The organism is Paenibacillus zeisoli, assembly GCF_003994465.1.
Taxonomy (GTDB): Bacteria; Bacillota; Bacilli; order Paenibacillales; family Paenibacillaceae; genus Fontibacillus; species Fontibacillus zeisoli.
Genome location: NZ_RZNX01000001.1, coordinates 832,006 through 856,327 on the forward strand (window position 1 = coordinate 832,006; position 24,322 = coordinate 856,327).

Sequence of the window (24,322 nt, forward strand, 5' to 3'; positions counted from 1 at the left end):
GGACAGGATGAACACGGTATGATAAAAGTAATTGAAGTTCGCTGTTCAATTCGCTATTTCATCTAATCTGAATGTACAGGAAGGTAACCAAGACATGAGTATGAGAACACTTACCGCCCGGTTCATCGCGGTCCTGATTCTAGTTATTCCAGGGATCATAGCCATGATCGGTTTTCTATTTATGAAAGACGCCTTATTCAAATATTTATACATGCATGGTGATGATTCGCTAACACATATTTCTTTTGACTGGCTGAGCTTTACAGAAGGACTTGTCATGTTCCTGGCCGGGATCTCCTTCCTGGGGGGCTGGATCTTCTTCCGTGACCGCAAACGAGGTTATATCGGTCCTCGCTTCCAGGAGACAAAGAACAAGAACCAGTCTACCGAGCATATCGTCTAGAGTCTTCAAAATTAACTGATCATACAGCAAAAGCCCCCGGTTATTGAACTCCGGAGGCTTTTTTCATATTTGTCTTATGCCTGATTGGTCAGTTTGAGATAATGGTCAGCACCTTTTTGAAAACAGTAATCTGTCTTCCTTTCTTCAGCCGCCCAGCCCTTGGACTCAGCCAACTCGATCAATTTATTCAGAGCTTCATACCTTCTGCTGCTAAGATCAACCAAGGGGAATATTCGGATCTCCTCCCGGGTGATTCTCATCAATTCAAGCAGAGATTCCTTATGAAATTGCTCGCTAAGGCGATCCGCATACATAAACAGAAAATGTGCCGACAAGGTTAGGTCAACCGATTGATCCCCAAAAGGAAGCTTCGGAAATTCAACATAACTATACTTCTCCGGGAACTGCCTTCTGTGATTGGAGCTGTGTGCCAAAGCTTCTTCTCTATACTTCTGATGGCCCTCTACGGTCCCATAATAATCCCAAATGTACTCTTCTCGTGCCTCTTCCAGACGCGCCTTCGCATGTTGAAGATCCTGAATTCCCTTTAATTCGAGTTCATCAGGCCCAAATTGATAGGCAATATCCGCAGCCATAATATCATATCCACGTGTGCTGCCTTCAGCAGTAAATGAACACGCTCCTGCAGGGCAGTCGAGAATTACGCGTCCCTCGAGCTCCGATTCCTGAAGATCAAACATGTTCAAGTACTCTGAATACGTTCGTCCTATAAACACGATACGGTCCAAGTCTAAATTCATCTTTTTGCTGTCTCTGCTCATCTCATCTCTACTCATCTCAGCTCACCTCATAAAAAAGATTTATTCATACAGTGCATCCCTTAGCTTGCTCGACATTTTGGATGGACTAGTTGAAGCTTTGAGTAATGCTGTGCGCAGCCGGGCATTCTCGGCTTTCAATTGATCAATCTGAGCTTGGAGCTCAGCTATTTCATCGCTAACTCTTCTATCAAGCTCCGACAGATAAAGGTCGGCGTTCTCCATATATTTGCCCTCCTGATTCAGAAGATTTCACACTATATTAAGTATTAGATTTCTTTACTAGTCTGTCAAGAAGATTTACAATTTCACCCATTCCATAGAAAAAAGCAGCCGTCATCACAGCGAGTACCCACCATTCCATGGCGATCGTGAGATCAAAGCCATCCGCAGAATTATCCCGGCCTGTAACCACACCGATCAGAATTCCTCCTGCCAAAAATAATACTCCGATGACTTTTAGTAGAATACCTACTAAGTTAGGCAGTCCCGACCTTCGACGGGGCGATTCCAGAACCACATTCATATGTCCGTCGGCCTCAAGCTGCTTAGCCTCCTGCTCTGCCGCAGCGAAGGTGGCATGCGTTCTCATTTGATCCGTGTTATCGTCTTTGTCCTTATACGTAATCTGGTAAGCCATTGTAATACTCCCTTCTTACTTTCAGCTAACATGAACTTTCTATGTGATCTCTTGGATGTGATGAATAATACTGATCTATATTATCAGATGTCGTTAGGTTAAACCACTTCAATATTGACGCTTTTCAAGCCGAAAAGTTACTGTCTGTAACCTATTCCTGGTAAAAGGCTGCAGACCTTTTTGAAATCAAGCTGCCATAATTCGCAGATAATTCGGTATGAATTTGCTCAGTCATATATTATAATATGTTTTACAAGCATTAACGAAATCGGTTTCGATTGCTTGTTTATAAGGATATTGCTAATTTATATGGTAAGTGGAAGGGAGAGCTTTGTATGGCAAAAATACCTTTTCCTCAGGACTTCATCTGGGGATCTGCAACCTCATCCTATCAAATTGAGGGGGCTACCCAAGTGGATGGACGTGGAGAATCCATCTGGGATGTCTTCTCACGAACACCTGGCAAAGTGCTTAACGGAGACACAGGTGAAGGGGCTTGCGACAGTTATCACCGCTACCAGGAAGATGTCGCCCTGCTTAAAGAACTGGGAGCCAAAGCTTATCGTTTCTCTGTGGCTTGGCCTCGTATTTTCCCTCAGGGAGATGGTGAAGTTAACCAAGCAGGACTGGACTATTATCACCGTTTGGTGGATGAATTGCTCGCTAATGGAATTGAGCCCATGTGTACTTTGTACCACTGGGATCTTCCCCAGGCTCTTCAGGAACGCGGAGGATGGGATTCCCGTGATACGATAGATGCATTCGTTCGCTATGCTGAGACCATGTTCAAGTCATTTGACGGCAAAATTAACAAATGGATTACATTTAATGAGCCTTGGTGCGTATCCTTCCTGTCCAACGAGCTTGGCGATCATGCTCCAGGCAACAAGGACTTCCAGCTTGCCCTGAATGTTGCCCATCATATTCTGGTTGCACACGGCAAGACAGTTAAAGCGTTCAGACATTTAGGAATCCAGGGAGAAATCGGCTTTGCTCCTAATACCGAATGGTTTGAGCCTTTTAGTCAGCAGGAGCAGGATGTTGAGGCCGCACAGCGCCGACTTGAGTACTTCAATAACTGGTTCTTCGATCCGGTATTCAAAGGGATCTACCCTGAAAGGGTTCTGAGCTGGTACAAATCCAAAGGCTTCGAGCCTCCAGTTCAGCCTGGGGATATGGACACTATTCACCAACCAATTGACTTCCTTGGAATTAATTACTACACAGGTGGGGTTGGAAAGAATAATCCAGACGCGGGAATGCTGGAATTCGAGCCGGTAGCCGGCGGCTTTGACACAACGGATTTTGATTGGAACATATATCCTCAAGGCTTCCTGAGTGTACTGGAGTGGGTGAACCAAGAGTATGGTTCCATCCCCATTTATATTACAGAGAATGGGGCCTATTACGAGTCAGAAGCCAGTGAAGACGGCAAACAGCACGATCCGAAGCGCATCGCCTATTTGCAAAAGCATCTCTTCCAGCTCTCAAGAGCCATTGAATCAGGAATTAATGTCAAGGGATATATGCTGTGGTCGCTTATGGATAACTTCGAATGGGCTTTCGGTTACAGCAAACCATTTGGTATCGTACACGTAAATTTCGAGACCTACAAACGGACGCCAAAAGACAGCTATTATTGGTATCAACAAGTGATCGCTTCACACGGTTTCGAGGTCTAAGCCTGATAATACTTAATGAAAAGTACGAAAAAAGAGCTTCTGTCATCAGAGGCTCCTTTTTTGCATGTTCAATTAACCTTTCTCTTCATGGGGTTCTCATCGACTGAGTCCAACCCATTAAGTCCTTGACTAAGCCTCAATCGGCTGGAGCTGAAGCCGGTAGCACTTCACCAGAATGTCTCCATTTTGCATTTCCTTATCTCTTGCACGTTCAAAGCCAAGATGCTCATATAATCTTATGGCTGATGCCATCAAATCAGACGTATGAAGATGAATGGTGTCTGCCCCCCACAGCTTGGCTCTCCGAACGGTTTCGCTAATCAATTGAGTTGCTATCCCTTTCCCTCTTGCTTTGGGGGAAGTTGCAAGCAGGCGAATAATGGGGGATTCAATTTGCAGATCAGCGCGGCCGTAAGCTTCTTCTGAGGATAAGAATACAAGCAGACTTCCTACAATTTCTCCATTTAGCTCGGCTACAATACGCGCGGCTGGTCCTTCTTTATATACAGATTCACGAATCGACTGGATATACGGTCTCCAGCGCTCTTCGGGCATACTATGCTCGTACTGACCGTAGGCTTCTACCATAAGTTTCTCGATCGATACCCGATCCTCCACCTCAGCATCTCGGATAACTAACTTATCCTGTTTGTTACTCATATTTTTCTCCTCCATTAGCCAGCTTAAAGATACCGATATCGTTGTTAACCAACTATACCTACTGATATAGATGGAATAGTCATATCCTAACTTTAACATGATTTACCTTGAACAGGTTATAAACTTTTATGAAATCATTATAGGAACTTTCTATAAAAAAAATCACTCCCGGTGACAGTCATGGTGCTGCTGTCTCCGGAAATGATTTTTAAAATGGACAGACGCTATAAGCATCCGCGTATTTCTTTGCTCAAGGATCCTAACCCTTTCAACTCACCTTATGCTCAATCCGAAGCTTGTCGGCTACCATGGCGATAAATTCCGAGTTCGTTGGCTTTGATTTGCTGATGTTGATCGTATAGCCGAACAGGTGACTGATGCTGTCGATGTTCCCACGGGTCCACGCTACCTCAATGGCATGGCGAATGGCTCTTTCCACCCGGGACGGAGTTGTCTTGAACTTCTCAGCAATAGCTGGATAGAGCGTCTTCGTAATGGCGCCCAGAATTTCAATGTTGTTGTACACCATGGTAATGGCTTCGCGCAAATATTGATATCCTTTAATATGCGCAGGTACGCCGATTTCATGTATGATCGATGTAATATTCGCATCGAGATTCTTACCTTTGGCCATAGGGACCACGTTGGATTTGAACAAGGAGGACGATGAAGATGAGATCTGGCCAGCTAGACTTTGGGATGGAACCCCGACTAATTGGCGGATCCGCTGAGCAAGAACTTCCATATCGAAAGGCTTAAGAATGTAGTAAGAAGCGCCAAGCTGAACCGCTCTTTGGGTAATGTTCTCTTGACCAAAAGCTGTAAGCATAATCACTTTAGGCTGTGGAGACAGGTTCATATCACGAAGGCGCTCAAGGACGCCAAGACCGTCAAGGTGAGGCATAATAATGTCAAGAATCAGAACATCCGGAATCTTAGAACCGTTCTCGATCATCTGAAGTGCTTCTTCTCCGTTGTAAGCGATTCCTGAAACGGTCATATCATCCTGTCCAGAAATATACTCAGCTAGTAAATTCGTAAATTCCCGATTATCGTCAGCCAACAATACCTCAATGTTTTGCAATTTCCATGTCCTCCTTAAAATATTCTGTATTTGTGTCGCTTATCTTTTTATGTCCTAATATATGGATTCGACACAAAGATCTGAATCCCTTCGTCGAAAATTATTTTTCTTTATTTTTTTTAATCCCTATATTATAATAATTTATTTATTACAATACATGACGTATTAATTTATTTTTCGACAAAAAAAATCTTAAGGCATCTAACTCGCCTTAAGATTTCTCGCTTGCCCTGACTTGATCATCACACCTGCATCCTGCAGCATCCATTCGATAAAGCAACCATAACCGGATTTGGGATCATTCACGAAGACATGAGTAACAGCACCTATCAACTTGCCGTTCTGAATAATCGGACTGCCACTCATTCCCTGTACAATCCCCCCAGTTTTATTGACCAATCTCGGATCTGTAATCCGTATGACCATTCCCTTGGTCTGTGGTGCATTTTGAGCAGAGACATGCACAATTTCAATGCTGTATCTTTCCACTTTCTGGCCGCTTACCACAGTCAGAATTTCAGCAGGACCTTCTTTGATATTCTCCGCAAAACCGACAGGAATAGGTTCACCATAGAGACTGTGCTCGGGATTCATCGACATTTTGCCAAATATCCCAAAATCGGTGTTCTGCTCAATATTTCCAAGCACACGGCCTTCTTTGATGAAATGTGCTCTTTTCTCCCCAGGTTCGCCGTTCTCACTCTTGGAAATGGAAGTTACACTGGATTCAACAATTTGACCGCTGCCCACAACTATCGGGGTCTGTGTATTCATGTCCGTAATAACATGACCTAAAGCTCCATAGACACCCTGTTCGGGGGCATAAAAAGTGAGTGTTCCCACGCCTGCAGCCGAATCACGAATATAGAGTCCAAGACGCCAAGTCTTATCTTGCTCATCAAAAACAGGTGACAACGTAGTTCTGTTAACACGATCACCGCGTTTGTAAGTTACTTCGAGCGGTTTGTTCTGCTTGCCTGCCTGTTCAACAATTGAAGCAACATCCTTAACGTCCTTCAATTCGATCCCATTCATATGGGTAATTCGGTCCCCGAGCTGAAGCCCAGCTTTTTCTCCTGGAGATTGTTTTGAGTTACCGGACGTGCTTACCAAATGATGCCCAACAACCAGTATTCCTGATGATTTCAGTTTCACGCCAATGGTCTGTCCGCCCGGGATAACCTTGAGATCGGGGATGACATTCACTTTTACCGTACGTAGAGGAATTTGACCGAATAATTTCATGCGTAGGTGTGCTTCTCCTGCGGATTGTGAGCTAAGCAGCAAAGGCTTGCCTTTACCGAAAGGAACATTTGCTTTAGATGACTGCGCACTTCCACCAAGCTGTACAACATCCGGTCGATCTACACTTACCTGTGCCAGAACCGGAAGGGCTGATTCAATGCGGGCAAGCTCGCCCTCAAATAATCTAAGTTCGTTCGGCATGAGGGGATTGCTGACCTCTCCTGCTGCTGCCGTACCTAAGAAACAAAAGAAAAAGGCAAATAAAAGGTCGAGCAGTCTCTTCCTGAGGTTCGGGTTCAATGGCTGTCACGCTCCCTTAGCTTCTATCGCTTGACGAAAAGGTGGTCGCCAATTGCGTACCTATAAGATACCCCCGAGCAGGCCATTTATTACTGTCAATCATTACTCCGGCAAGTAACCTAAGCCTTCTGGTCACTGGCCATTCCGAGCATTTCCTGCGCGTGGTGAAGAGTCTTCTCCGTAATCTCAACTCCGCCGAGCATACGGGCAAGCTCTTTCACACGACCTTCCTCCGTTAATTCCTCGACTTGGGTCATAGTGCGCCCATCTTGAACCGTCTTCTCAATAAGATATTGATTATCGGCCATACAAGCCACCTGCGGAAGATGGGTGATGGAGAATACCTGGCACGTCGCCGAAAGCTTGTACAGCTTCTCTGCAATGGACTGAGCAGCCCGGCCGCTGACTCCAGTGTCGACCTCGTCAAAAATAAGCACAGGCACTTCATCATGCCTTGCAAAGATGCTCTTCAGCGCAAGCATCATACGTGACAGCTCTCCGCCTGAAGCAATTTTACCGAGGGGTCTGAGGGGCTCACCCGGATTCGGTGAAATCAGGAACTCCGCTGTATCAAGCCCCTGCCGGCTTAAGCGAATGCGCTGACCTTTCCACTCCACTCCGGAAGGATCCTCAAGTCGGCCAAATTTGACTTTGAGTGAGGTTCGGCCCATTTGAAGATCCTTAAGTTCTGCCTCAATCTGAACAGCCAGATCGTCGGCACACCGCCGGCGCGCTTGGCTCAAAGCTTCGCCTTCTTCAAGCAGCTTCGTCAAAAGCTGCTCCCGTGTATCCCTCAACTTTTCGATAATTTCATCCTTATTCTCGAGCAAGTCGGTCTCCTGCTTGATCTGATCATAATAAGCAAGAATACGATCAATACTGTCGCCATATTTGCGCTTCAAGGTCGAAATGAAGTCCAGCCGCTCCTGTACCTCATCTAATCTTCCCGGATTAACTTCAATTGCATCTCGATAACTACGAAGAGCGAACGAGGCATCCTCCAGCTGATAATAAGCAGACTGCAGCTGTTCCAGAATCGGCGCAATTCCTTTCGTGTCATACCCTGCAATATCTTCAAATCGGGAAATTGCTTTCGCTACAGCCTCAAGTCCTTGTGAGCCGTATAGAAGCTCATATGCATCAGAAATGGAATCCATCATTTTCTCACTATGGGATAGCTTGACCTTTTCTTCCCCAAGTAATTCATCTTCGCCAATTTTTAGTTTGGCTGCTGCAATTTCATCAATCTGGTAACGATACATATCCAGCATCTGGAACGTCTGCTGGCTGGATTTCTGTAGCTCGTTCCATTCTTTCTCCACTTTCACAAAAGAGGAATAGGTTGCCTGATAACTTGCTTTGAGCGGAGCAAGAGTGTCCGATCCGAATGCATCCAGCAAATGAAGATGACGCTCCGGACGGAGCAGCGTCTGGTGTTCATGCTGTCCGTGAATGTTGATTAGTTGATCTCCAATTTCCCTAAGCATGCTCAAATTTACCATTTGGCCATTAATTCTGGAGATACTCTTTCCTGCAGCACTGATCTCCCTGCGAATAATCAGTTCTTCGGACGAATCTGCGTGAATACCCAGGCCTTCAAGGCTCTTCCATACCGGATGGGCGGACTGAAGATCAAAGGAAGCTTCAATCTCTGCCTTGTCGCATCCATACCGAATCAGATCAGCGGATCCTCGCCCGCCCGCAATAAAGCCAAGAGCATCAATAATTATGGATTTGCCTGCACCGGTCTCCCCGGTAAGAACATGAAAGCCTTGATGAAAGGTAACATCAACGGATTCAACTACGGCCAGATTTCTTATTGACAAGTGAACTAACACGAGCGCACCTCCGTCCGCCTTTTACGGAATAAAACTCATAATTTGATTAATAATGGACTTGCTATATTCTTCCGTGCGGCAAATAATCAGTATGGTATCATCTCCGCAAATCGTCCCAAGTATCTCCGGCCACTCCATATTATCTATAAGTACCGCTACGGAATTAGCCGTCCCTGGCAGACACTTCATAACAACCAGGTTCCCCGTATAGTCAATGTGAACAAAACTGTCGACTAGATAACGCTTCAGCTTTTGTATCGGATTAGCCCTTTGGTCGATGGGCAAGGAATATTTGTACCTTCCATCATCCATGGGAACTTTAATGAGCAGAAGTTCCTTGATATCCCGGGATACTGTAGCTTGGGTCACTTGATAACCGGCTTTGCGCAGGGCTTCTACCAGCTCATCCTGGGTTTCAATTTCCTGACCGGTAATAATTTCACGAATTTTGATATGTCTTTGACCCTTCATAAATTCCTCCGTAAATGCCTAAGTCGGCTTATTCATCATCAGAATCCAGTAAGATGACTTTAATTTCACTATGCTCGGCATCGATATATAATAAACCTGAACAATCTGGATATAACAAGAGAAAAGGTAAAAGCTCTTTGCGAATGCCGCTGCCAGTCCATTCAATAGGCTGTCTTGCACGAGCGGTTCGTACAAGGTAAAGTTCGTCATCCCGAGTGGCCACATAATCAATAAATAGCCGGCTGTTCAGCTTCGTATGATTGACCATGAAAGTAAGGGGAACTCGCAGCTTGCCGCTGATCACCTCGTAGCCATGCTCCCTTAACAAATCCACTTCAGGATGATCAGCAATATCTTCATTTAGCTCAAATTGAAGCCCTCGTCTTAATACTGCCGGCTTGCGCAGCCAAGACTGCACACTCCTATAGATCAGGAACAACAGAAAGGCTGCGATAATAACCATTAAAAATCCATCTGCTTGCATACTCATTCCATCACCTCAAAAGGTAATTCGACGAGATCAGGATTTGCTCCTTTATCTGTTACATAAATATACGGTATATCGCTAAATAAGAAACATTTGTTCTCATTATACAAGATTTCTTAAAAAAGTTTCAATCCCAAATAAAAAGCCGCTGTTAGCAGCGGCTTTATTGTTTCTGGGTGGTAAATGTACTGGAGGCTTCTTCAACTACTTTGTGTGCGAGTTCCAATATATTTACTTTAAGGTCTCCCTCTACCGGTTCTCCCTCGGGCTCAAGGCGAAGATGAACCAAGAACTCTATATTTCCCTCCCCGCCAGTAATGGGGGAGAACGTAAGGCCTCTAATCAGAAAGCCCTCCTCAGCCGCAAAAGTGAGCACCTGCTCGAGCACTTCCCGATGCACCTTGGCATCCCGAACCACTCCGGTTTTGGGCACCTTGTCTCTTCCAGCCTCGAACTGAGGCTTAATCAGAGCAGCAATATCTGCTGGCCGCTTAAGAAGTGCCTTAAGAGGAGGCAGTATTAATTTGAGGGAAATAAAGGATACATCGATGCTTGCAAAATCTGGAGCTGGACCATCCAGATCTTCAGGTGTCATATATCTGAAATTCATCCGTTCCTTGACATTGACGCGTTCATCATTACGAAGCGACCAATCCAGTTGGTTATAGCCTACATCAATTGCGTAGACATAGGCTGCCCCGTTCTGAAGTGCGCAGTCGGTAAATCCACCCGTAGATGCGCCGATATCAAGCATAACTCGTTCATTCATATCCAGTCCGAATTTATCTATTGCCTTAGCCAGCTTCAGTCCTCCACGGCTAACATAGGGGTGAATGGCCCCCTTCACAGTAAGCTGGGTCTCACGTGGGATCTTGGTTCCGGCCTTCTCAATCCGTTCCGTATCCCCATATACCAGACCGGCCATTATGGCCGCCTTTGCCTTCTCTCTGCTTTCAAAAAAACCTTGCTCCACAAGCAGGACATCAATCCGTTCTTTAGAACCCGCCATGTTCATCTCCTGTATTCTTGACTTAATCAAAGAAGCTGCCTAGGAAGGCAGCGTCTTTTTACCAAAAGCGAAATGATGATCATTCCGCAGCTTCTGAACTTGCTGGGTCAAGGCTTCGACTGTAAGACCAACCTCTTGACATTGCTCCTTGATGCTTCCGTGCTCAATGAACTTGTCCGGAACGCCCATCAACCGGATGTCCAGGCCAGAAATACCCTGCTGGGCATAGAATTCCAGGATCGCACTTCCTAGTCCACCCGCAATCGACGATTCTTCAATGACAATCATTTTACCATGAGTCTTTGCAAGCTCCAGCAGCATACTTTCGTCCAGCGGCTTAATAAATCTTGCATTAATAACTGCTGCTTGAATCCCTTCACGTTTCAGCTGATCCGCCGCTTCCTCCGCTACCTGGACCATCGTCCCGACCGCAAGAATGGCAACGCCATCCCCTTCCCGCACTTTCTCCCAAGTTCCAATTGGGATAGGAACCAACTCCGCATCCATAGGGACTCCGAGCACATTGGTTCTGGGATAACGATAGGCGATAGGTCCATCATTATATTCAAGAGCCGTCTTCATCATGTGCCGAAGCTCATTCTCATCCTTAGGCATCATCATGACGATATTCGGAATATGGCGCATAAAGGAAATATCATACACACCTTGATGCGTTTCCCCGTCTGCACCTACGAATCCTGCTCGATCAATGGCAAACATGACGTTAGCATTATGTCTGCAAATATCATGCACGATTTGGTCATAAGCTCTCTGCATGAAAGTGGAATATACCGCATATACGGGCTTCATCCCTTCCATAGCCAGAGCTGCACACATAGTTGCTGCATGCTGCTCGGCGATACCCACATCAATCATCCGTCCAGGGAACTTGTCTGCGAACTTCAGAAGACCTGATCCACCCGGCATAGCAGGAGTAACCGCAACAATACGTGGATCCTGCTCGGCAAGCTCAATCAAAGTCTGACCGAACACTTCCGTGTACATCGGATTTCCCACGGCCTTCAGCACTTGACCGGACTCAATCTTGTATGGTGAGATGCCATGCCATTTGTGTGAATCCGCTTCGGCCGGTGAATACCCCTTGCCTTTCGTAGTAAGTACATGAACAAGTACAGGGCCCGTAACGTTATCTGCTTGTTTAAAAGCTTCGATCAACTTAGGCAGATCATGTCCATCTACAGGACCCAGGTAGGTAAAACCAAGCTCTTCAAACAGCACACCATTCATAATCATGTACTTGAGGCTATCCTTTAGGTTAGCTGCTGTCTTGGCAAGCTTGTCACCAATGGCCGGAATCTTCTTAAGCAGAAGCTCCACTTCGTCTTTAGCACGCAGATAGGTGCGATCCGAGCGGATTTTACTCAAATAATTATGCATGGCGCCAACATTCGGAGCAATCGACATTTCGTTGTCGTTCAGAACAACCATAAGATTCTTCTTCTCATGGCCAATATGGTTCATAGCTTCAAATGCCATGCCGCCTGTGAGGGCCCCATCGCCGATAATTGCAACAACCTTGTTCGTCCCGCCCTTTAGGTCTCGCGCAAGCGCCATTCCCATTGCGGCCGATAGAGAGGTACTGCTGTGACCCGCTTCCCAGACGTCATGCTCACTCTCGTTACGCTTCACAAAACCGCTTAAACCTTTGTACTTGCGGAGCGTATCGAATTGATCCATCCGACCTGTCAAAATTTTGTGGACATAAGCCTGATGACCGACGTCAAAAATAAATTTGTCGTCAGGACTGTTGTAACAGTAGTGGAGTGCAAGCGTAAGCTCCACGACGCCCAAGTTAGGAGCAAGATGTCCGCCCGTTGCAGACAGCTTCTGGATCAAGAACTGGCGTATTTCCATGGCAATGCTGTCCAGCTCATCTACAGAATATTTTTTCAAATCATTGGGTTCATGAATTTGTGAAAGCAGCACATGATTTCCCCGCTTTCTTAATTTGGATTTGTCGTGGTGTAGTGCAGATTTCCCTCTGCTAATCGTGATCATTATACCACAAAAGTAAGCGCTGCAATAATTCTCGCATGCTAGCCTACTCCTTATGTCCCATATCTGATCTTTAATGATCGCGATTGAGCAGAAAATCGGCAATCTGGAGCAGTCGATCCGGGTTTGGAATCGTTCCGCCCCCAATGGCTTCCTTGGCAAGCTTGGTAAGCCGATCAACTTCAGCCCTCGACTCCTCGAGCCCAATAAAGTAAGGGTACGTCACTTTGTTCATCGCTACATCGCTTTGTGTCTTCTTACCCAACTTTTCCTCATTTCCAATCAGATCCAGAATATCATCCTGGATTTGGAAGGCAAGGCCAATGCTACGCCCGAAAGTCTCAAGTGCTCTAAGCTGCTCCAAAGAAGCGGAGGCTACTCGGCCTCCTGCCTTCAAGGAGAAGACGATAAGATCACCTGTCTTATGGGTATGGATATATTTCAGCTGATCAAGACTTGTTATTCCCTGCTCACCTTCCATATCCGCAGCCTGTCCGCCAACCATTCCTTTAGGCCCGGCGAACACAGACATTTCTTCCACGATGGCTAGTGTGTTCTCTGCAGGAACATGATATCTCCGGCTTGCCTGGGCAATGCTGTAGAAGGCATGAGTCAGAAGTCCATCGCCCGCAAGGATCGCCGAAGCCTCACCGAACACCTTATGATTCGTAGGCTTTCCCCTACGGAAATCATCGTTGTCCATAGCCGGAAGATCGTCGTGGATCAACGAATACGTATGTACCATTTCTACGGCGCAGGCGACGGGCAGTGCCGCTTCACGGCTTCCACCCAGCGACTCCGCCGCAGCAATGACGAGCAGTGGACGAATACGTTTGCCTCCTGCCATAAGAGAATACCGCATGGCCTCAAGAAGAGAGGAGGGGACGGCCCACTCCCCCGGAATAAACTCCTGAAGTCCATCTGTGACCAGCTTATTGATCTCTTCCATATAGGATTCAAAAGATGGCAGATTACTCACCGGATTCACCGCTTTCCACTGGAGCTGCAAAAGGCTTCTTCGTAATCTCCCCATCTGATTCAACAATCATCTCAATCTTCCGCTCCACCTCTGCCAGCTTCTGACCGCAGAGCTGGGAAAGCAGCATACCTCGCTGAAACAGATCGATTGCCGTCTCTAGCGGTACATCACCATGCTCAAGCTGGGAGACAATCTCATCCAATTGACTCATGGCTTCTTCAAAATTAATGTCCTTCTCCTGTTCCATGCCCGTCTCCTTCCCGCTGCATCCCCCATACCTGACAGTCCAGTTCACCATCGGTGACTTTGATCTTCAGCATATCTCCAGGTTGGACCTCATCCAGCGATTTAATTAATCGTGAACCTTGTTCATCATAGACCAAGCTATAACCCCTGCCCATCACCTTAAGGGGGCTCAGCGCATCAAGCTGGCGTACCCCGGCTGTCAGCTGGGCAGACCTGTCTTTAAGCACCGCCAGCATTCCCTGGCGGAGCTGCCTTGCGGCGTCCGCTTGACGCCGCTTCGCGTACTGCAGCTGCTCCTGCGGATGGAACCGCAGGAGCCTCGCATGCAGTCGGCCGCGCCGCTCGCTCGTTAAGAGCGCGCGCGAATGCATGCGGGTAGCGAGACGATGCTTCAGCATGTCGAGCCGCTCGGCGTGCTGGAGCAGGCTGCGCCGCGGATGCACCAGCACCGGCGAGCGCTGCAGGCGCGCGAGCCGCTCGCGGGCGCGAGCCAGTCGGTGCTTCAGCCCCTGCTGAAGCTCCCGCTCGCGCTGGCCGAGCAGCGCCCGCAGCTCGGCGGCATGCGGCACAGCCAGCTCGGCCGCTGCCGTAGGCGTGGCTGCGCGCAGATCTGCCACGAAATCGGCTATCGTAAAGTCAGTCTCATGGCCTACGGCCGAGATGACGGGAATCGCCGATTCGTAAATAGCGCGGGCGACACTCTCCTCGTTGAAAGCCCAGAGCTCCTCGAGTGAGCCCCCGCCCCGGCCGACAATAATCACGTCGGCCTCCCCCATCCTGTTCAGCGTCCGAAGCGCCTTCACAATCGATGGCGCTGCCTGCTTGCCCTGCACAAGTACCGGATGCAGAATAATCGGCACCTGTGGATAACGCCGCTGCAGGGTGATGATAATATCACGCACTGCCGCGCCCGTAGGGGACGTAATTACACCAATTGTCTTCGGATAGCGGGGTAGTGCTCTTTTGCGGGACTGCTCGAACAGCCCTTCGTCTTCCAGCTTCTTCTTCAGCTGCTCGTAAGCCAGGTACAGACTCCCGATGCCGTCGGGCTGCATATGGGTCGCATAGAATTGATACTGCCCGTCTCTCTCGTAGACGGAGACATTCCCTCTAGCAATTACTCTTGAGCCCTCTTTCGGAATAAAGGGCAGCCGCTGGTTATGGGAAGCGAACATAATGCTCTTAATCCGGCTGTCCGCATCCTTTAAGGTAAAGTACATATGTCCGCTCGAATGATGCGTGAAGTTGGAGATCTCTCCCCGGATCCATACTTCGGACAGCAGGGTATCCGACTCCAGCTTCATTCGGATATATCGATTCAATTCCTTAACTGAGAAGATTCTTTGGTTCACGGGGATACCCCCTTTAAGTTAGAAAAGATGGATTATTCCAGACCGCTAAGGCGCTTGGCTGCAATCATCGTATTATTCATCAGCATCGTAATAGTCATAGGGCCTACTCCGCCTGGTACAGGTGTAATCGGACCGGATACTTCTTTTACACTTTCGAAATCCACGTCACCGGCAAGCTTGCCGTTCTCCAGTCGGTTCACACCTACGTCGATGACTACCGCACCCGGTTTTACATAGGAAGCATCAATAAAATTCGCTTTACCGACGGCAACAACCAGAATATCCGCCTGAAGTGTAAGCTCCTTCATGTTGGCTGTCCGGGAATGACACATCGTCACGGTAGCATTCTCACGCTGCAGCAGAAGGGACACAGGTTTGCCTACAATGTTACTGCGTCCGACGACTACAGCATGCTTGCCGGCGATTTCAAGACCTGTGCGTTTAATGAGTTCAATTACACCTGCAGGTGTGCAAGGAAGCAGACTGTCATCCCCAATAACCAAATTACCCACATTGACCGGATGGAACCCATCCACATCTTTTTCCACGGCAATGGCGTTGATAACAGACTTCTCGTCAATATGCTTAGGCAGTGGAAGCTGCACGAGAATACCATGGATATTGTCCTGTTGATTCAGCTTATCTACCAGAGCCAATAGCTCTTCCTGACTTGTTGACTCTTCCAATTTGTGAACCTCAGAATAGTAACCAAGGTCATGACATGCCTTGTCTTTATTGCGTACATAGACTTGAGATGCAGGGTCTTCCCCAACGATCACTACCGCAAGACCTGGCTTAAATCCCTTATCTGCCAGTCTCTCCATCTCCTCACGAAGTCCTTGACGAATCTCCTCAGCTACCTGTTTACCGCTAATTATTGCTGCCGTCATATTCTCTCTCCCTCTCCTTAGATAATTCAGTTCTACTGCTTACTCTTCAGCTCGGCAATATCCTGGATCATTTTCCCCAGTACCCCATTCACGAACTTGCCGGATTCGATTGTTCCGAAATGTTTAGCCAGTTCAATAGCTTCATTCACAACAACTTTGGCAGGCGCGTCGTCACGGTAGATCATCTCATAAGCCGCAAGACGCAGAACTTGACGGTCCACCCTGGATAACCGGCTGATCTGCCAACCTTTCAGATAATCTCCGAGAAGTACATCAATTTCGCTTTTCTTCTCCCATACGCCATTGACAAGTTCAAGAACGAACTCAGGTGTCCCCATGTCGCTTAGTTCGACTTCACTTTCATTCTCTCCACCAGCTTCAGACAAAAGCATCGTTACGGCCTCAGTTGCTTCTACTTCATTCATTTCCATTTGGTACAAGCTTTGTACCGCAATTTCTCTAGCTAATCGTCTTTTCATTAATTTCCTCCTCGAGGTTCACCTCTGGACATCCTGCTTAAATTCTTGGATGTGATTATTATTAGTTCTTGATCTAGTTTGCATGACTATTGACAGAAAAAAACCCGTGAAATGCTCTCCGCAACAAAAAAATGAGCAGAATTATACGGAAATAATCTTGGCACTCCGTATAGCAGCAGTTTTTTTCGGAGAAAGCATATCACAGGAATCATTTAAAAGGACGCCAGCGCGCACCAAGCCAATCACGTATCTCCGCCCATGGGATGAACGAACCTTGGCCAAGATCTTTATACTTACCGATTGTATAACCGACATACAAGAGCAGCGCGCAGAAAAGCATGTTCCAAAACCCGAAAAACAGATAGATTGGACATAGTAACAGGGCGGTCGCTAGACCGAGCAAGCGTCCTCCGTGACTCTCCCATATTTGTTTCCAGAGCACCCTGAAATCCACCCCTATTCAACCCGGCTTTTGATCGTAGGAGACTGAACAAGATTAGCAATATACACGGAGACGTAAGATACCGGGATACCCGTAATCTCCTCAACGTGATCATGGACCTGCCTCTGCACTTCTTCGGTCAGCGTAGGAATGGAACTCTCCCCGTCCACGAGCGCGCGAATGATAATGCTTAGTCCCGACTCGGTAATCTTGATTCTAGTCTTCACATCCTTGATGCCTCTAACCCGCGATGCAGCTTTGAGGGACAGATTCTCAATCGTCTCTACTGAGATTTGGATATCCCCGAATTCCGTCCGCTGGTCAATAGAAGGCAATGAAGCTCTATCCCGCCGGATTGAAATATAGAAGAATCGGATGCTGAGCAGGAACAATACAGCTGCTACTGCAATTGATACATTCAGCAGAGTCTTCTCCTGACTGCTGTCAATACTGAAGGGAACTGCTTCTGTAAAGAGAAGAATCGCAATAACGGATAGAATACCAATGCTGAAACTATAGATAAACAGCAGAAGTCTGTCCAAGATTTTTGCCACTGAAACTGCACCCACCTTAAGATTATAGTAAACCCCTGACGCTGATCGTCAGGGGTTAGTCGCTGCATTCATTATTTCACCCTGTGGCTCAGTTCCGACTCCTCGATCTTCTCAGCCGTCTTGAAGATAACGTCATGAATATGTACGTTGACCTCGACAACGGTTAGCCCAGTCATGGTCTCAATAGAGCGTTTGACGTTACGCTGAATTTCGGTTGCCACTTCTGGAAGACGGTTCCCGTATTCCACGATCACAGAAACGTCGACTGCGGCTTCAAGTTGACCGACTTCGACCTTTACTCCCTTGGACAAATTCTTGCGTCCCAGGAGCTCTGCGATGCCTCCGGCAAAGCCGCCGCTCATGCCTGCAACACCTTTAACTTCAACGGCAGCAAGGCCAGCTATTACTTCAATGACTTCAGGTGCAATCTGGATTTCACCAATTTCGGTTTTCTCATATTCAGTAGGAAATGTACTCATCGTCGTCCTCATCCACCTCTCAATAAGTTTGCGGATGTCTCACTAGTAGGCAAGCGCACTTATTATAAATACTATATCATTTTGGGTTCATTATGACAAACCGAGTCCAAGTTATTAAATCTCATTTTCTTCCAGAAATTTAATATCAAAATCCCCACGTACGAAGGTTGGATGCTCCAGCAGCTTCTGATGGAATGGAATCGTCGTATGGATTCCTTCTACAGCAAACTCGGACAACGCCCGCTTCATTTTGGCAATAGCTTCCTCACGAGTAGGAGCCCATACAATTAATTTGGCGATCATGGAATCATAGAATGGCGTTATCACATACCCAGGATATGCACCGCTGTCTACGCGTACACCTGGTCCTCCCGGAGCCAGATAGAAACCAATCTTGCCTGCAGCAGGCATGAAATTACGCGCTGGATCCTCGGCATTAATACGGCATTCAATAGACCATCCGTTAATAACTACATCTTCCTGAGAGAAGGATAAAGGATTCCCTTCAGCAACAGAGATCATTTCCTTGATCAGGTCTATTCCTGTAACCATCTCGGTCACGGGATGCTCAACCTGAATTCGGGTGTTCATCTCCATAAAGTAGAATTGTCCATCAGGACTCAGCAGAAATTCAAGCGTTCCGGCACCTGAATAGTCAACGGCTTGTGCAGCCCTTACTGCTGCCTCTCCCATCTCCTTGCGCTTCTCAGGACTTAGTATAGGACATGGGGCTTCTTCCACCAGCTTCTGTCTGCGGCGCTGAACGGAACAATCCCGTTCTCCCAAATAGGCTACATTTCCATGTTTATCGGCAATGATCTGAATCTCTACGTGCTTCATGCCTGTAAGGTATTTCTCCAGGTATACTCCTGCATTACCAAAAGCCTTCTGGGCTTCCTGCTGAGCAGTAGTAATCTGCTGGATCAGAGAATCCTCATCTTCAGCAATCCGGATTCCTTTACCGCCGCCGCCGGCTGTTGCCTTGATAATAACAGGGTAGCCGATATCACGTGCCACCATAACAGCCTGATCCATATCCTCGATCAATCCGTCCGAACCTGGAATAACCGGTACATTCGCCTCGATCATCGTCTGCTTGGCGACAGCCTTATCCCCCATTCGGGTGATCGCATCCGGAGATGGGCCTATAAATGTAATATTGCAAGATCCACAAATCTCTGCGAAATCCGCATTCTCGGCCAGAAATCCATATCCCGGGTGGATCGCATCACACTCAGTGAGTGTAGCAACACTCATCAGATTCGTAAAATTCAAATAACTGTCTTTGGACAGGGTTGGGCCGATACAATAGGCTTCATCCGCCAATCGGACATGGAGGGAATCCTTGTCCGCTTCTGAATATACGGCTACGGACTGAATACCCAGTTCCCGGCAAGCCCGAATAATACGAACCGCGATTTCACCGCGGTTGGCAATTAGTATTTTATGAAATTTCAAGTCTGCATCCTCCTTGGCACCCTAAAGATAGCGTGATAAAACCGCCTTCTTACGTTCATTACTCCGGCTTCACCAGAAAGAGGGGCTGTCCATATTCCACAAGCTGGCCATTCTCGGCCAAGATTTCAACAATATCCCCTTTAACTTCAGCCTCAAGCTCATTCATCAGCTTCATCGCTTCGATAATGCAGACCGTGGTCTTGTCGCTGACCTTGTCGCCGAGATTGACATAAGGAGCCTTATCTGGCGAAGAGGAACGATAGAATGTACCTACCATAGGGGAGACGATCGTATGTAAATTCGCTTTGGCCTCCTGCAATTGCTGGGCAGATCCACCGGACACTGCAGCCGTGGCTTGCTCTGCTGGCGGCTGAATCTGAACTGCTGCCGGCGCCGCTGTTACATGAACGGGAGCTGCTGCAGATTGTACTTGTACAACTTCAGTCTTGCCCGGCTTGCGAATCGCAAGTCTAGTTCCCTCATTTTCAATTTCAAGTTCGTGAATCGAAGTCTGATCCACCAATTTAATAAGCTCTTTGATTTCGTTTAATTTGAACATTGTCAATTTCACTCCTTCAGCTTTGTAACGCACAAGCCTGGGCCTTCTTAGAACATAGCATTATGTATTATATCACAAGTCCAAGAAATAGAAAGAGCCCAAGATTCTTGGGCCGATTTCCTTACTAAGTGCTTCATATTTGCCTATAGTTCGCGTTATTTCAACCCTATTCACTCCAAATTACTGAGTTACGTATTGCACTTTAACTTTATCCTGGGTTACACCAAGCTCTTTGATCATCAAATCTACGATATTCACCGCTTGCTTCGCTTCGAGCTTGTCACTTAGCACAACTACAGTGTATTGATCGTCTTTCTCTGTCACGACCGCATTCGCATACTGCTGCTGCAGCTTCCCTTCAATATCTGAAATTTTGGATTCTTTATCCTCCAAGGCTGTCAATTCCTTTTGAGCCTTTGCACTTTCTTCTGCTGATTTCGTTTGGTCCGCGATTGTCTGTGTGAGCTTGTCATAAAGCTTATTATTCTCTACTTCTCTTTGGTACTGATAATTGGTAATTGCATCATTACCCGCTGTACCCTGTGCCTCAATCTTCTTCAGCACTTCGGCATCCTTCTGCTGATCATCCGTGGTGACTGCTGATTTATTATCCTTCGTTGTCTTGTCTGCTGCGCTTTTATCATCCCCAGCCGCGCTGTCTTTCTTGGCAGTATCCTTCTTGGTATTATCCGACGCACTTGGATCTGCAGCAGGTGTTTTGTCACTGCTGTCTGTCACATCCGCCACAATGACATCATCTTTTGCCTGAGTCAGAGCTGTGTCTTTGGCATCCGTCTTATCCTGAACAGATACCTGCTGACCCTCGGCTACTTTTGGAGCTTTTACCGCGGAGTCTTCTGTAAAAAGATAATAGGCAGAGAGGATGACCATTAAGCTGAGCATGGACACAAGCCAAATTGTTTGTCTGTTCGTTTTCATTAGAAATACCTCCTAATATGAATTCAAATTCCTTACTGAGTGCCCTTCCTTGGAACTACAGAAATTTGGTACGACGCAACATTCAGACCTTTCTCAACAGCGTCAACAATCAGCTGCTTGACCACTTTGTTCTCGGCCCCTCGCGCTACAACAAGGACCCCCCGGATCTTTGGCTTGATCTTCTTCGTAATCAGCGGCTTAGAATCGCCCGATACCTCATAGGTCACAATCTGTCCATCCCGGGTATACTGGGTTACATGTCTCTTCCCGCCTCCGGCGTCAGTCTCATCGGTCTGTTCCTGGGAATCCTTCATATTCCGCTGAACCACAACCTCTTCTGTTGAATCGATCGTAACCATGACATCCACCGTACCAACGCCAACGATTTTCTCCAGTATTTCTTTGGTTCTGTTCTCCAGGTTGCCCTCTATATTGTCAAAAGCACTCTCCCCATCTTCCTGCGGGGAGGCTGCGGAAGTGGTCTGAGTCTGATTCTGAGCTGGTGGTTCTCGTCCTGCTCCCCCGGTATCAATCTTCTTCACATTTACGAAAGAACTGAACAGCATAAAGGCAACACCAATGAGTCCCAATATGATCAGCAGCCTTAAAGCATTTATCTTTTTGCCGCCCTCCGGCCCTGCTCCAAGCCATTGTTCAAGCTTCTTCCACCATTTTGCCAACCTCTCCACCTCCTTAGTTCTCGGCTTGTTCCCCAGGCTCATGAATCTTGACCACGGTTCTGGAAATCCCCCAATTCTTTGTCAGTTGATTAACAATTTCCTGGTTTCTTGATGATGGCTTACCAACAAGCCCCTGTCCCTCGGTTCCTGTGGGTCCCTCTGTTCCAGACTTCGCTTCCTGAGTGGCATTTTCTTTAACGCTAACGTTCACTTTCTCAATCTGTTTGATCACTGGAACCGAAATTGCTGATTTTGGCTTCTCTTCATTAGGGCGGGATGCTTCGGATTCAGGCTGCTGATTCTCTGCAAGAAACACCTCAACCTGATTAATTACTGGCTTCTCGGCAGATTGCTGCTGCTCATCTTCCTGTTGGCTTGCTTGTCTATTTACGGCAAGTGTGACTTCCACCCGATCGACCTGGATTTCCGTCTGGCTCTCAATCTGCTGCTCCATCTCCTTTGCCACCTCCTGTCCCGCCCATTTGAGGGACTGCGCTTCTTGTTTCTTGCGGAGTGCCAACCCTTGCTGAACAATCTGATGAGTACTGCTGCCATCCACCTCAGGATCAAGCTCTTTGGCAGCTTGATTCAGAGCCGTCTGCAGCTTCTGCGCCGGGTCACCGCCGATCAGCTTGACCACTGGAGACATAAGCGTTAGCAGAATGAGCAGACTGACAACAAGCCTGACATATCGCTCGAACGAGCGGTTCGGCAGAAGCAGGTCAATAAAACCTGCCAATAGAACAACGAATATAATTTCCTTCAGCCAACTGCCAATCCAGGTCATGGAATCTCTCCTTTCCTAGTCCATTGTCATCGCATCATCACCGTGATATTGCCGGCTGTGAGCATGATGGTAATGGCCAGAAAGAACATCAAGCCAACGGCGGCCATGGCCGCAAATACATAGATCATGCTCTTGCCTATCGTCTCCAGACAGGTTACGACAGGTGTATCCCCAAGCGGCTGCATAACTGCGGCAGATAAGTTATAGATCAGCGCAAGGGTAAGGATTTTGATCGCAGGAAAAGCACATAGGAAGAGGATTATAATGACACCTACGAGGCCGACCGCATTCTTCACCAGCAGAGAGGCCGAGATGACGGTATCCGTCGCATCTGCAAATACTTTACCGACCACTGGGACGAAGTTTCCTGTTACGTACTTGGCAGCCCTGAGAGTAACCCCGTCGGCAACAGAACCTGTGATTCCTTTTACCGAGATGACTCCGAGAAAGACCGTAAGTAGAACGCCGAGCAAGCTCATGCTGATGGTCCGCAGCAGATTCGCCAGCTGTGTCAGCTTGTACTTGTCCGACAAAGAGCTGACAATGTGCAGCACTGCCGAGAAGAACAGCAGCGGAAACACCACTGTACGTACGAGTGTTCCAACTGTATGCACCATGAATACAACAAGCGGGTGTGTAACCGTTACGGTTACGATGTTCCCCATCGAAGCCAGCATGGTGAATAGCAGAGGGACCATGGCCATCATGAAATCGATCATGTCTTTGATGGCATCCGAAGCGTAGCCAATGGCCACGTTAAAACTGTTAATCGCCAAGATTAGAATGACCATATAACAGATCGAGTAGGCTACTTTGCTGACATTTCCCCGTTCAAATGCGGTCTGCAGCGTTTCAAGGATCAAGCTGAATACGGTTAGAATTACAATCGTGACCAAGATATGACCGTTGTACAGCACCTCATGCCACATGTATTTAAGCAGAGCGGACATTCCGGCCTTTAAGTTGAACTCTTGCCCTCCAGGCAGCAGCATATCCATGAAGGAAGGAACCTTATCGTCCGGAAAAAAACCCCCGTAGTCCTTCATCAGATGCTTCCAATAAGTCTCGACCTGATCCGTTGGCAGATCAGACGCCTGCTGCTTCATCCAGCCTTCGTCCTGTGACTGTGCGAACAGCTTCGCCGGCCAGAAGATCATAAAGCCGAGTATGAAGAGGATCAGCGTTCTCTTTTGCCAATTCAGGTCGTAGAGCTTCATTGCACCTTGTCCCCATTTCTGCTATACCGGCAGCAGCTTCATAATAGTCTCGATAATGATGCCGATGATCGGAATCGCGAGCACCATAATTAGCACTTTGCCGGCGAGTTCAATTTTTGAGGCGATACTTTCTTGCCCTGCATCACGTACAATTTGGGCACCGAATTCAGCGATATAAGCAATCCCGATAATTTTCAGGATAGTCTTAAGATAGATCATCTGGACGCCAGAGGCTTTGGCCAGTTCTTCAAGCACATCAATAATGGAACTGATTTTGCTAATTAGAAGTAGAAAAATAGTAATCCCGGTAAAAGCGGCAATCAGAAAAGCAAAGATCGGCTTCTGTTCTTTAATGACCAGGATCAGTACCGCTGCAAGCAGCCCGAGTCCGACGATCTGGATAATCTCCATGCCGGGCCTCCTACTGGAAAAGGAAAATCGTTTTAATTTCTTGGAATAGGCTGTCCAGCATCCGAATGACCATAAACAGAACGACTACAAATCCAATCAAGGTCACCCAATGCGCCATGTCCTCTTTGCCCATTTGCTTCAGCACCGTGTGAATCATCGCAATAATAATACCGATGCCCGCGATCTGGAAAATGGCATTAACTTCTAAATTCATGAGAAGGCACCTCGCTATCTAT

29 protein-coding genes are annotated in these 24,322 nt (G+C 47.3%); 2 read left to right on the plus strand and 27 right to left on the minus strand.

Annotation, left to right across the window (positions count from 1 at the left end; genetic code table 11):
- The first annotated feature begins 100 nt into the window (after positions 1–100).
- Positions 101–403: a DUF2627 domain-containing protein gene (locus EJP77_RS03955; RefSeq protein ID WP_127198306.1), complete on the plus strand. Its 303-nt coding sequence runs from the start codon at positions 101–103 to the stop codon at positions 401–403.
- Positions 404–477: 74 nt separating this feature from the next.
- On the opposite strand, the gene EJP77_RS03960 is transcribed toward EJP77_RS03955, so the two are convergent.
- From EJP77_RS03960 to EJP77_RS03970, 3 genes are read right to left on the minus strand one after another with little or no spacing between them, the layout of a single operon-like run.
- Positions 478–1,200: an SAM-dependent methyltransferase gene (locus EJP77_RS03960; protein ID WP_246021670.1), complete on the minus strand. Its 723-nt coding sequence runs from the start codon at positions 1,198–1,200 to the stop codon at positions 478–480.
- Between the two features lie 24 nt (positions 1,201–1,224).
- Complete coding sequence (locus EJP77_RS03965; protein ID WP_127197848.1) at positions 1,225–1,407, minus strand: hypothetical protein; 183 nt, start codon at positions 1,405–1,407, stop codon at positions 1,225–1,227.
- A 37-nt stretch (positions 1,408–1,444) separates the two neighbouring features.
- Positions 1,445–1,822, minus strand: coding sequence for a hypothetical protein (locus tag EJP77_RS03970; RefSeq protein ID WP_127197849.1), 378 nt, complete (start codon positions 1,820–1,822; stop codon positions 1,445–1,447).
- Positions 1,823–2,157: 335 nt separating this feature from the next.
- Here EJP77_RS03970 and EJP77_RS03975 point away from each other — a divergent pair, with 335 nt between their 5' ends.
- Entirely contained in the window at positions 2,158–3,504 is a 1,347-nt protein-coding gene (locus tag EJP77_RS03975; protein ID WP_127197850.1) for a GH1 family beta-glucosidase, read from the plus strand.
- Positions 3,505–3,633: 129 nt separating this feature from the next.
- Here EJP77_RS03975 and EJP77_RS03980 read toward each other — a convergent pair whose 3' ends face one another.
- The 24 genes from EJP77_RS03980 to spoIIIAC form a co-directional block, all read right to left on the minus strand.
- Positions 3,634–4,164: a GNAT family N-acetyltransferase gene (locus EJP77_RS03980; RefSeq protein WP_127197851.1), complete on the minus strand. Its 531-nt coding sequence runs from the start codon at positions 4,162–4,164 to the stop codon at positions 3,634–3,636.
- Positions 4,165–4,432: 268 nt separating this feature from the next.
- Positions 4,433–5,248, minus strand: a complete 816-nt coding sequence (gene spo0A / locus EJP77_RS03985) for a sporulation transcription factor Spo0A (RefSeq protein WP_127197852.1) — start codon at positions 5,246–5,248, stop codon at positions 4,433–4,435.
- Between the two features lie 201 nt (positions 5,249–5,449).
- Entirely contained in the window at positions 5,450–6,793 is a 1,344-nt protein-coding gene (gene spoIVB, locus EJP77_RS03990) for a SpoIVB peptidase (protein ID WP_127197853.1), read from the minus strand.
- A 119-nt stretch (positions 6,794–6,912) separates the two neighbouring features.
- Positions 6,913–8,631, minus strand: coding sequence for a DNA repair protein RecN (recN, locus tag EJP77_RS03995; RefSeq protein WP_127197854.1), 1,719 nt, complete (start codon positions 8,629–8,631; stop codon positions 6,913–6,915).
- 21 nt (positions 8,632–8,652) lie between these two features.
- Positions 8,653–9,102: a transcriptional regulator AhrC/ArgR gene (gene ahrC / locus EJP77_RS04000; protein ID WP_127197855.1), complete on the minus strand. Its 450-nt coding sequence runs from the start codon at positions 9,100–9,102 to the stop codon at positions 8,653–8,655.
- A gap of 28 nt (positions 9,103–9,130) precedes the next feature.
- Positions 9,131–9,592: a hypothetical protein gene (locus tag EJP77_RS04005; RefSeq protein WP_127197856.1), complete on the minus strand. Its 462-nt coding sequence runs from the start codon at positions 9,590–9,592 to the stop codon at positions 9,131–9,133.
- 160 nt (positions 9,593–9,752) lie between these two features.
- Positions 9,753–10,598, minus strand: coding sequence for a TlyA family RNA methyltransferase (locus EJP77_RS04010; RefSeq protein ID WP_127197857.1), 846 nt, complete (start codon positions 10,596–10,598; stop codon positions 9,753–9,755).
- Positions 10,599–10,637: 39 nt separating this feature from the next.
- Complete coding sequence (gene dxs, locus EJP77_RS04015; RefSeq protein WP_127197858.1) at positions 10,638–12,545, minus strand: 1-deoxy-D-xylulose-5-phosphate synthase; 1,908 nt, start codon at positions 12,543–12,545, stop codon at positions 10,638–10,640.
- Between the two features lie 142 nt (positions 12,546–12,687).
- Entirely contained in the window at positions 12,688–13,563 is an 876-nt protein-coding gene (locus EJP77_RS04020) for a polyprenyl synthetase family protein (RefSeq protein WP_127198308.1), read from the minus strand.
- Positions 13,564–13,585: 22 nt separating this feature from the next.
- A complete protein-coding gene (gene xseB / locus EJP77_RS04025) occupies positions 13,586–13,840 on the minus strand; it encodes an exodeoxyribonuclease VII small subunit (RefSeq protein WP_127197859.1) in 255 nt (84 codons plus the stop codon).
- The gene (xseA, locus tag EJP77_RS04030) at positions 13,818–15,143 is read right to left on the minus strand and encodes an exodeoxyribonuclease VII large subunit (RefSeq protein WP_425464225.1); all 1,326 of its coding nucleotides are present in this window, start codon (positions 15,141–15,143) and stop codon (positions 13,818–13,820) included. The genes xseB and xseA overlap by 23 nt, the downstream gene beginning before the upstream one ends.
- 80 nt (positions 15,144–15,223) lie before the next feature.
- Positions 15,224–16,081, minus strand: coding sequence for a bifunctional methylenetetrahydrofolate dehydrogenase/methenyltetrahydrofolate cyclohydrolase FolD (folD, locus tag EJP77_RS04035; protein ID WP_127197861.1), 858 nt, complete (start codon positions 16,079–16,081; stop codon positions 15,224–15,226).
- Positions 16,082–16,113: 32 nt separating this feature from the next.
- Entirely contained in the window at positions 16,114–16,560 is a 447-nt protein-coding gene (gene nusB / locus EJP77_RS04040; protein ID WP_127197862.1) for a transcription antitermination factor NusB, read from the minus strand.
- Between the two features lie 208 nt (positions 16,561–16,768).
- Positions 16,769–17,014 carry a DUF2273 domain-containing protein gene (locus EJP77_RS04045; RefSeq protein WP_342772977.1) on the minus strand — a complete coding sequence of 82 codons (246 nt, stop codon included), beginning with the start codon at positions 17,012–17,014 and terminating at the stop codon, positions 16,769–16,771.
- Between the two features lie 2 nt (positions 17,015–17,016).
- Positions 17,017–17,556 carry an alkaline shock response membrane anchor protein AmaP gene (amaP, locus tag EJP77_RS04050; protein WP_127197864.1) on the minus strand — a complete coding sequence of 180 codons (540 nt, stop codon included), beginning with the start codon at positions 17,554–17,556 and terminating at the stop codon, positions 17,017–17,019.
- A 71-nt stretch (positions 17,557–17,627) separates the two neighbouring features.
- Positions 17,628–18,035 carry an Asp23/Gls24 family envelope stress response protein gene (locus EJP77_RS04055; protein ID WP_127197865.1) on the minus strand — a complete coding sequence of 136 codons (408 nt, stop codon included), beginning with the start codon at positions 18,033–18,035 and terminating at the stop codon, positions 17,628–17,630.
- 114 nt (positions 18,036–18,149) lie between these two features.
- Positions 18,150–19,493 carry an acetyl-CoA carboxylase biotin carboxylase subunit gene (accC, locus tag EJP77_RS04060; protein WP_127197866.1) on the minus strand — a complete coding sequence of 448 codons (1,344 nt, stop codon included), beginning with the start codon at positions 19,491–19,493 and terminating at the stop codon, positions 18,150–18,152.
- A 58-nt stretch (positions 19,494–19,551) separates the two neighbouring features.
- Positions 19,552–20,052, minus strand: a complete 501-nt coding sequence (accB, locus tag EJP77_RS04065) for an acetyl-CoA carboxylase biotin carboxyl carrier protein (protein ID WP_127197867.1) — start codon at positions 20,050–20,052, stop codon at positions 19,552–19,554.
- Positions 20,053–20,232: 180 nt separating this feature from the next.
- Positions 20,233–20,991: a SpoIIIAH-like family protein gene (locus EJP77_RS04070; protein WP_127197868.1), complete on the minus strand. Its 759-nt coding sequence runs from the start codon at positions 20,989–20,991 to the stop codon at positions 20,233–20,235.
- 32 nt (positions 20,992–21,023) lie between these two features.
- The gene (spoIIIAG, locus tag EJP77_RS04075) at positions 21,024–21,671 is read right to left on the minus strand and encodes a stage III sporulation protein AG (RefSeq protein WP_185897144.1); all 648 of its coding nucleotides are present in this window, start codon (positions 21,669–21,671) and stop codon (positions 21,024–21,026) included.
- 13 nt (positions 21,672–21,684) lie between these two features.
- The gene (gene spoIIIAF, locus EJP77_RS04080; protein ID WP_127197870.1) at positions 21,685–22,458 is read right to left on the minus strand and encodes a stage III sporulation protein AF; all 774 of its coding nucleotides are present in this window, start codon (positions 22,456–22,458) and stop codon (positions 21,685–21,687) included.
- A gap of 26 nt (positions 22,459–22,484) precedes the next feature.
- Complete coding sequence (gene spoIIIAE / locus EJP77_RS04085; protein WP_127197871.1) at positions 22,485–23,675, minus strand: stage III sporulation protein AE; 1,191 nt, start codon at positions 23,673–23,675, stop codon at positions 22,485–22,487.
- A gap of 21 nt (positions 23,676–23,696) precedes the next feature.
- Positions 23,697–24,086, minus strand: coding sequence for a stage III sporulation protein AD (gene spoIIIAD, locus EJP77_RS04090; protein ID WP_127197872.1), 390 nt, complete (start codon positions 24,084–24,086; stop codon positions 23,697–23,699).
- 10 nt (positions 24,087–24,096) lie between these two features.
- Positions 24,097–24,300, minus strand: a complete 204-nt coding sequence (gene spoIIIAC / locus EJP77_RS04095) for a stage III sporulation protein AC (RefSeq protein WP_127197873.1) — start codon at positions 24,298–24,300, stop codon at positions 24,097–24,099.
- Between the last annotated feature and the right edge of the window lie 22 nt (positions 24,301–24,322).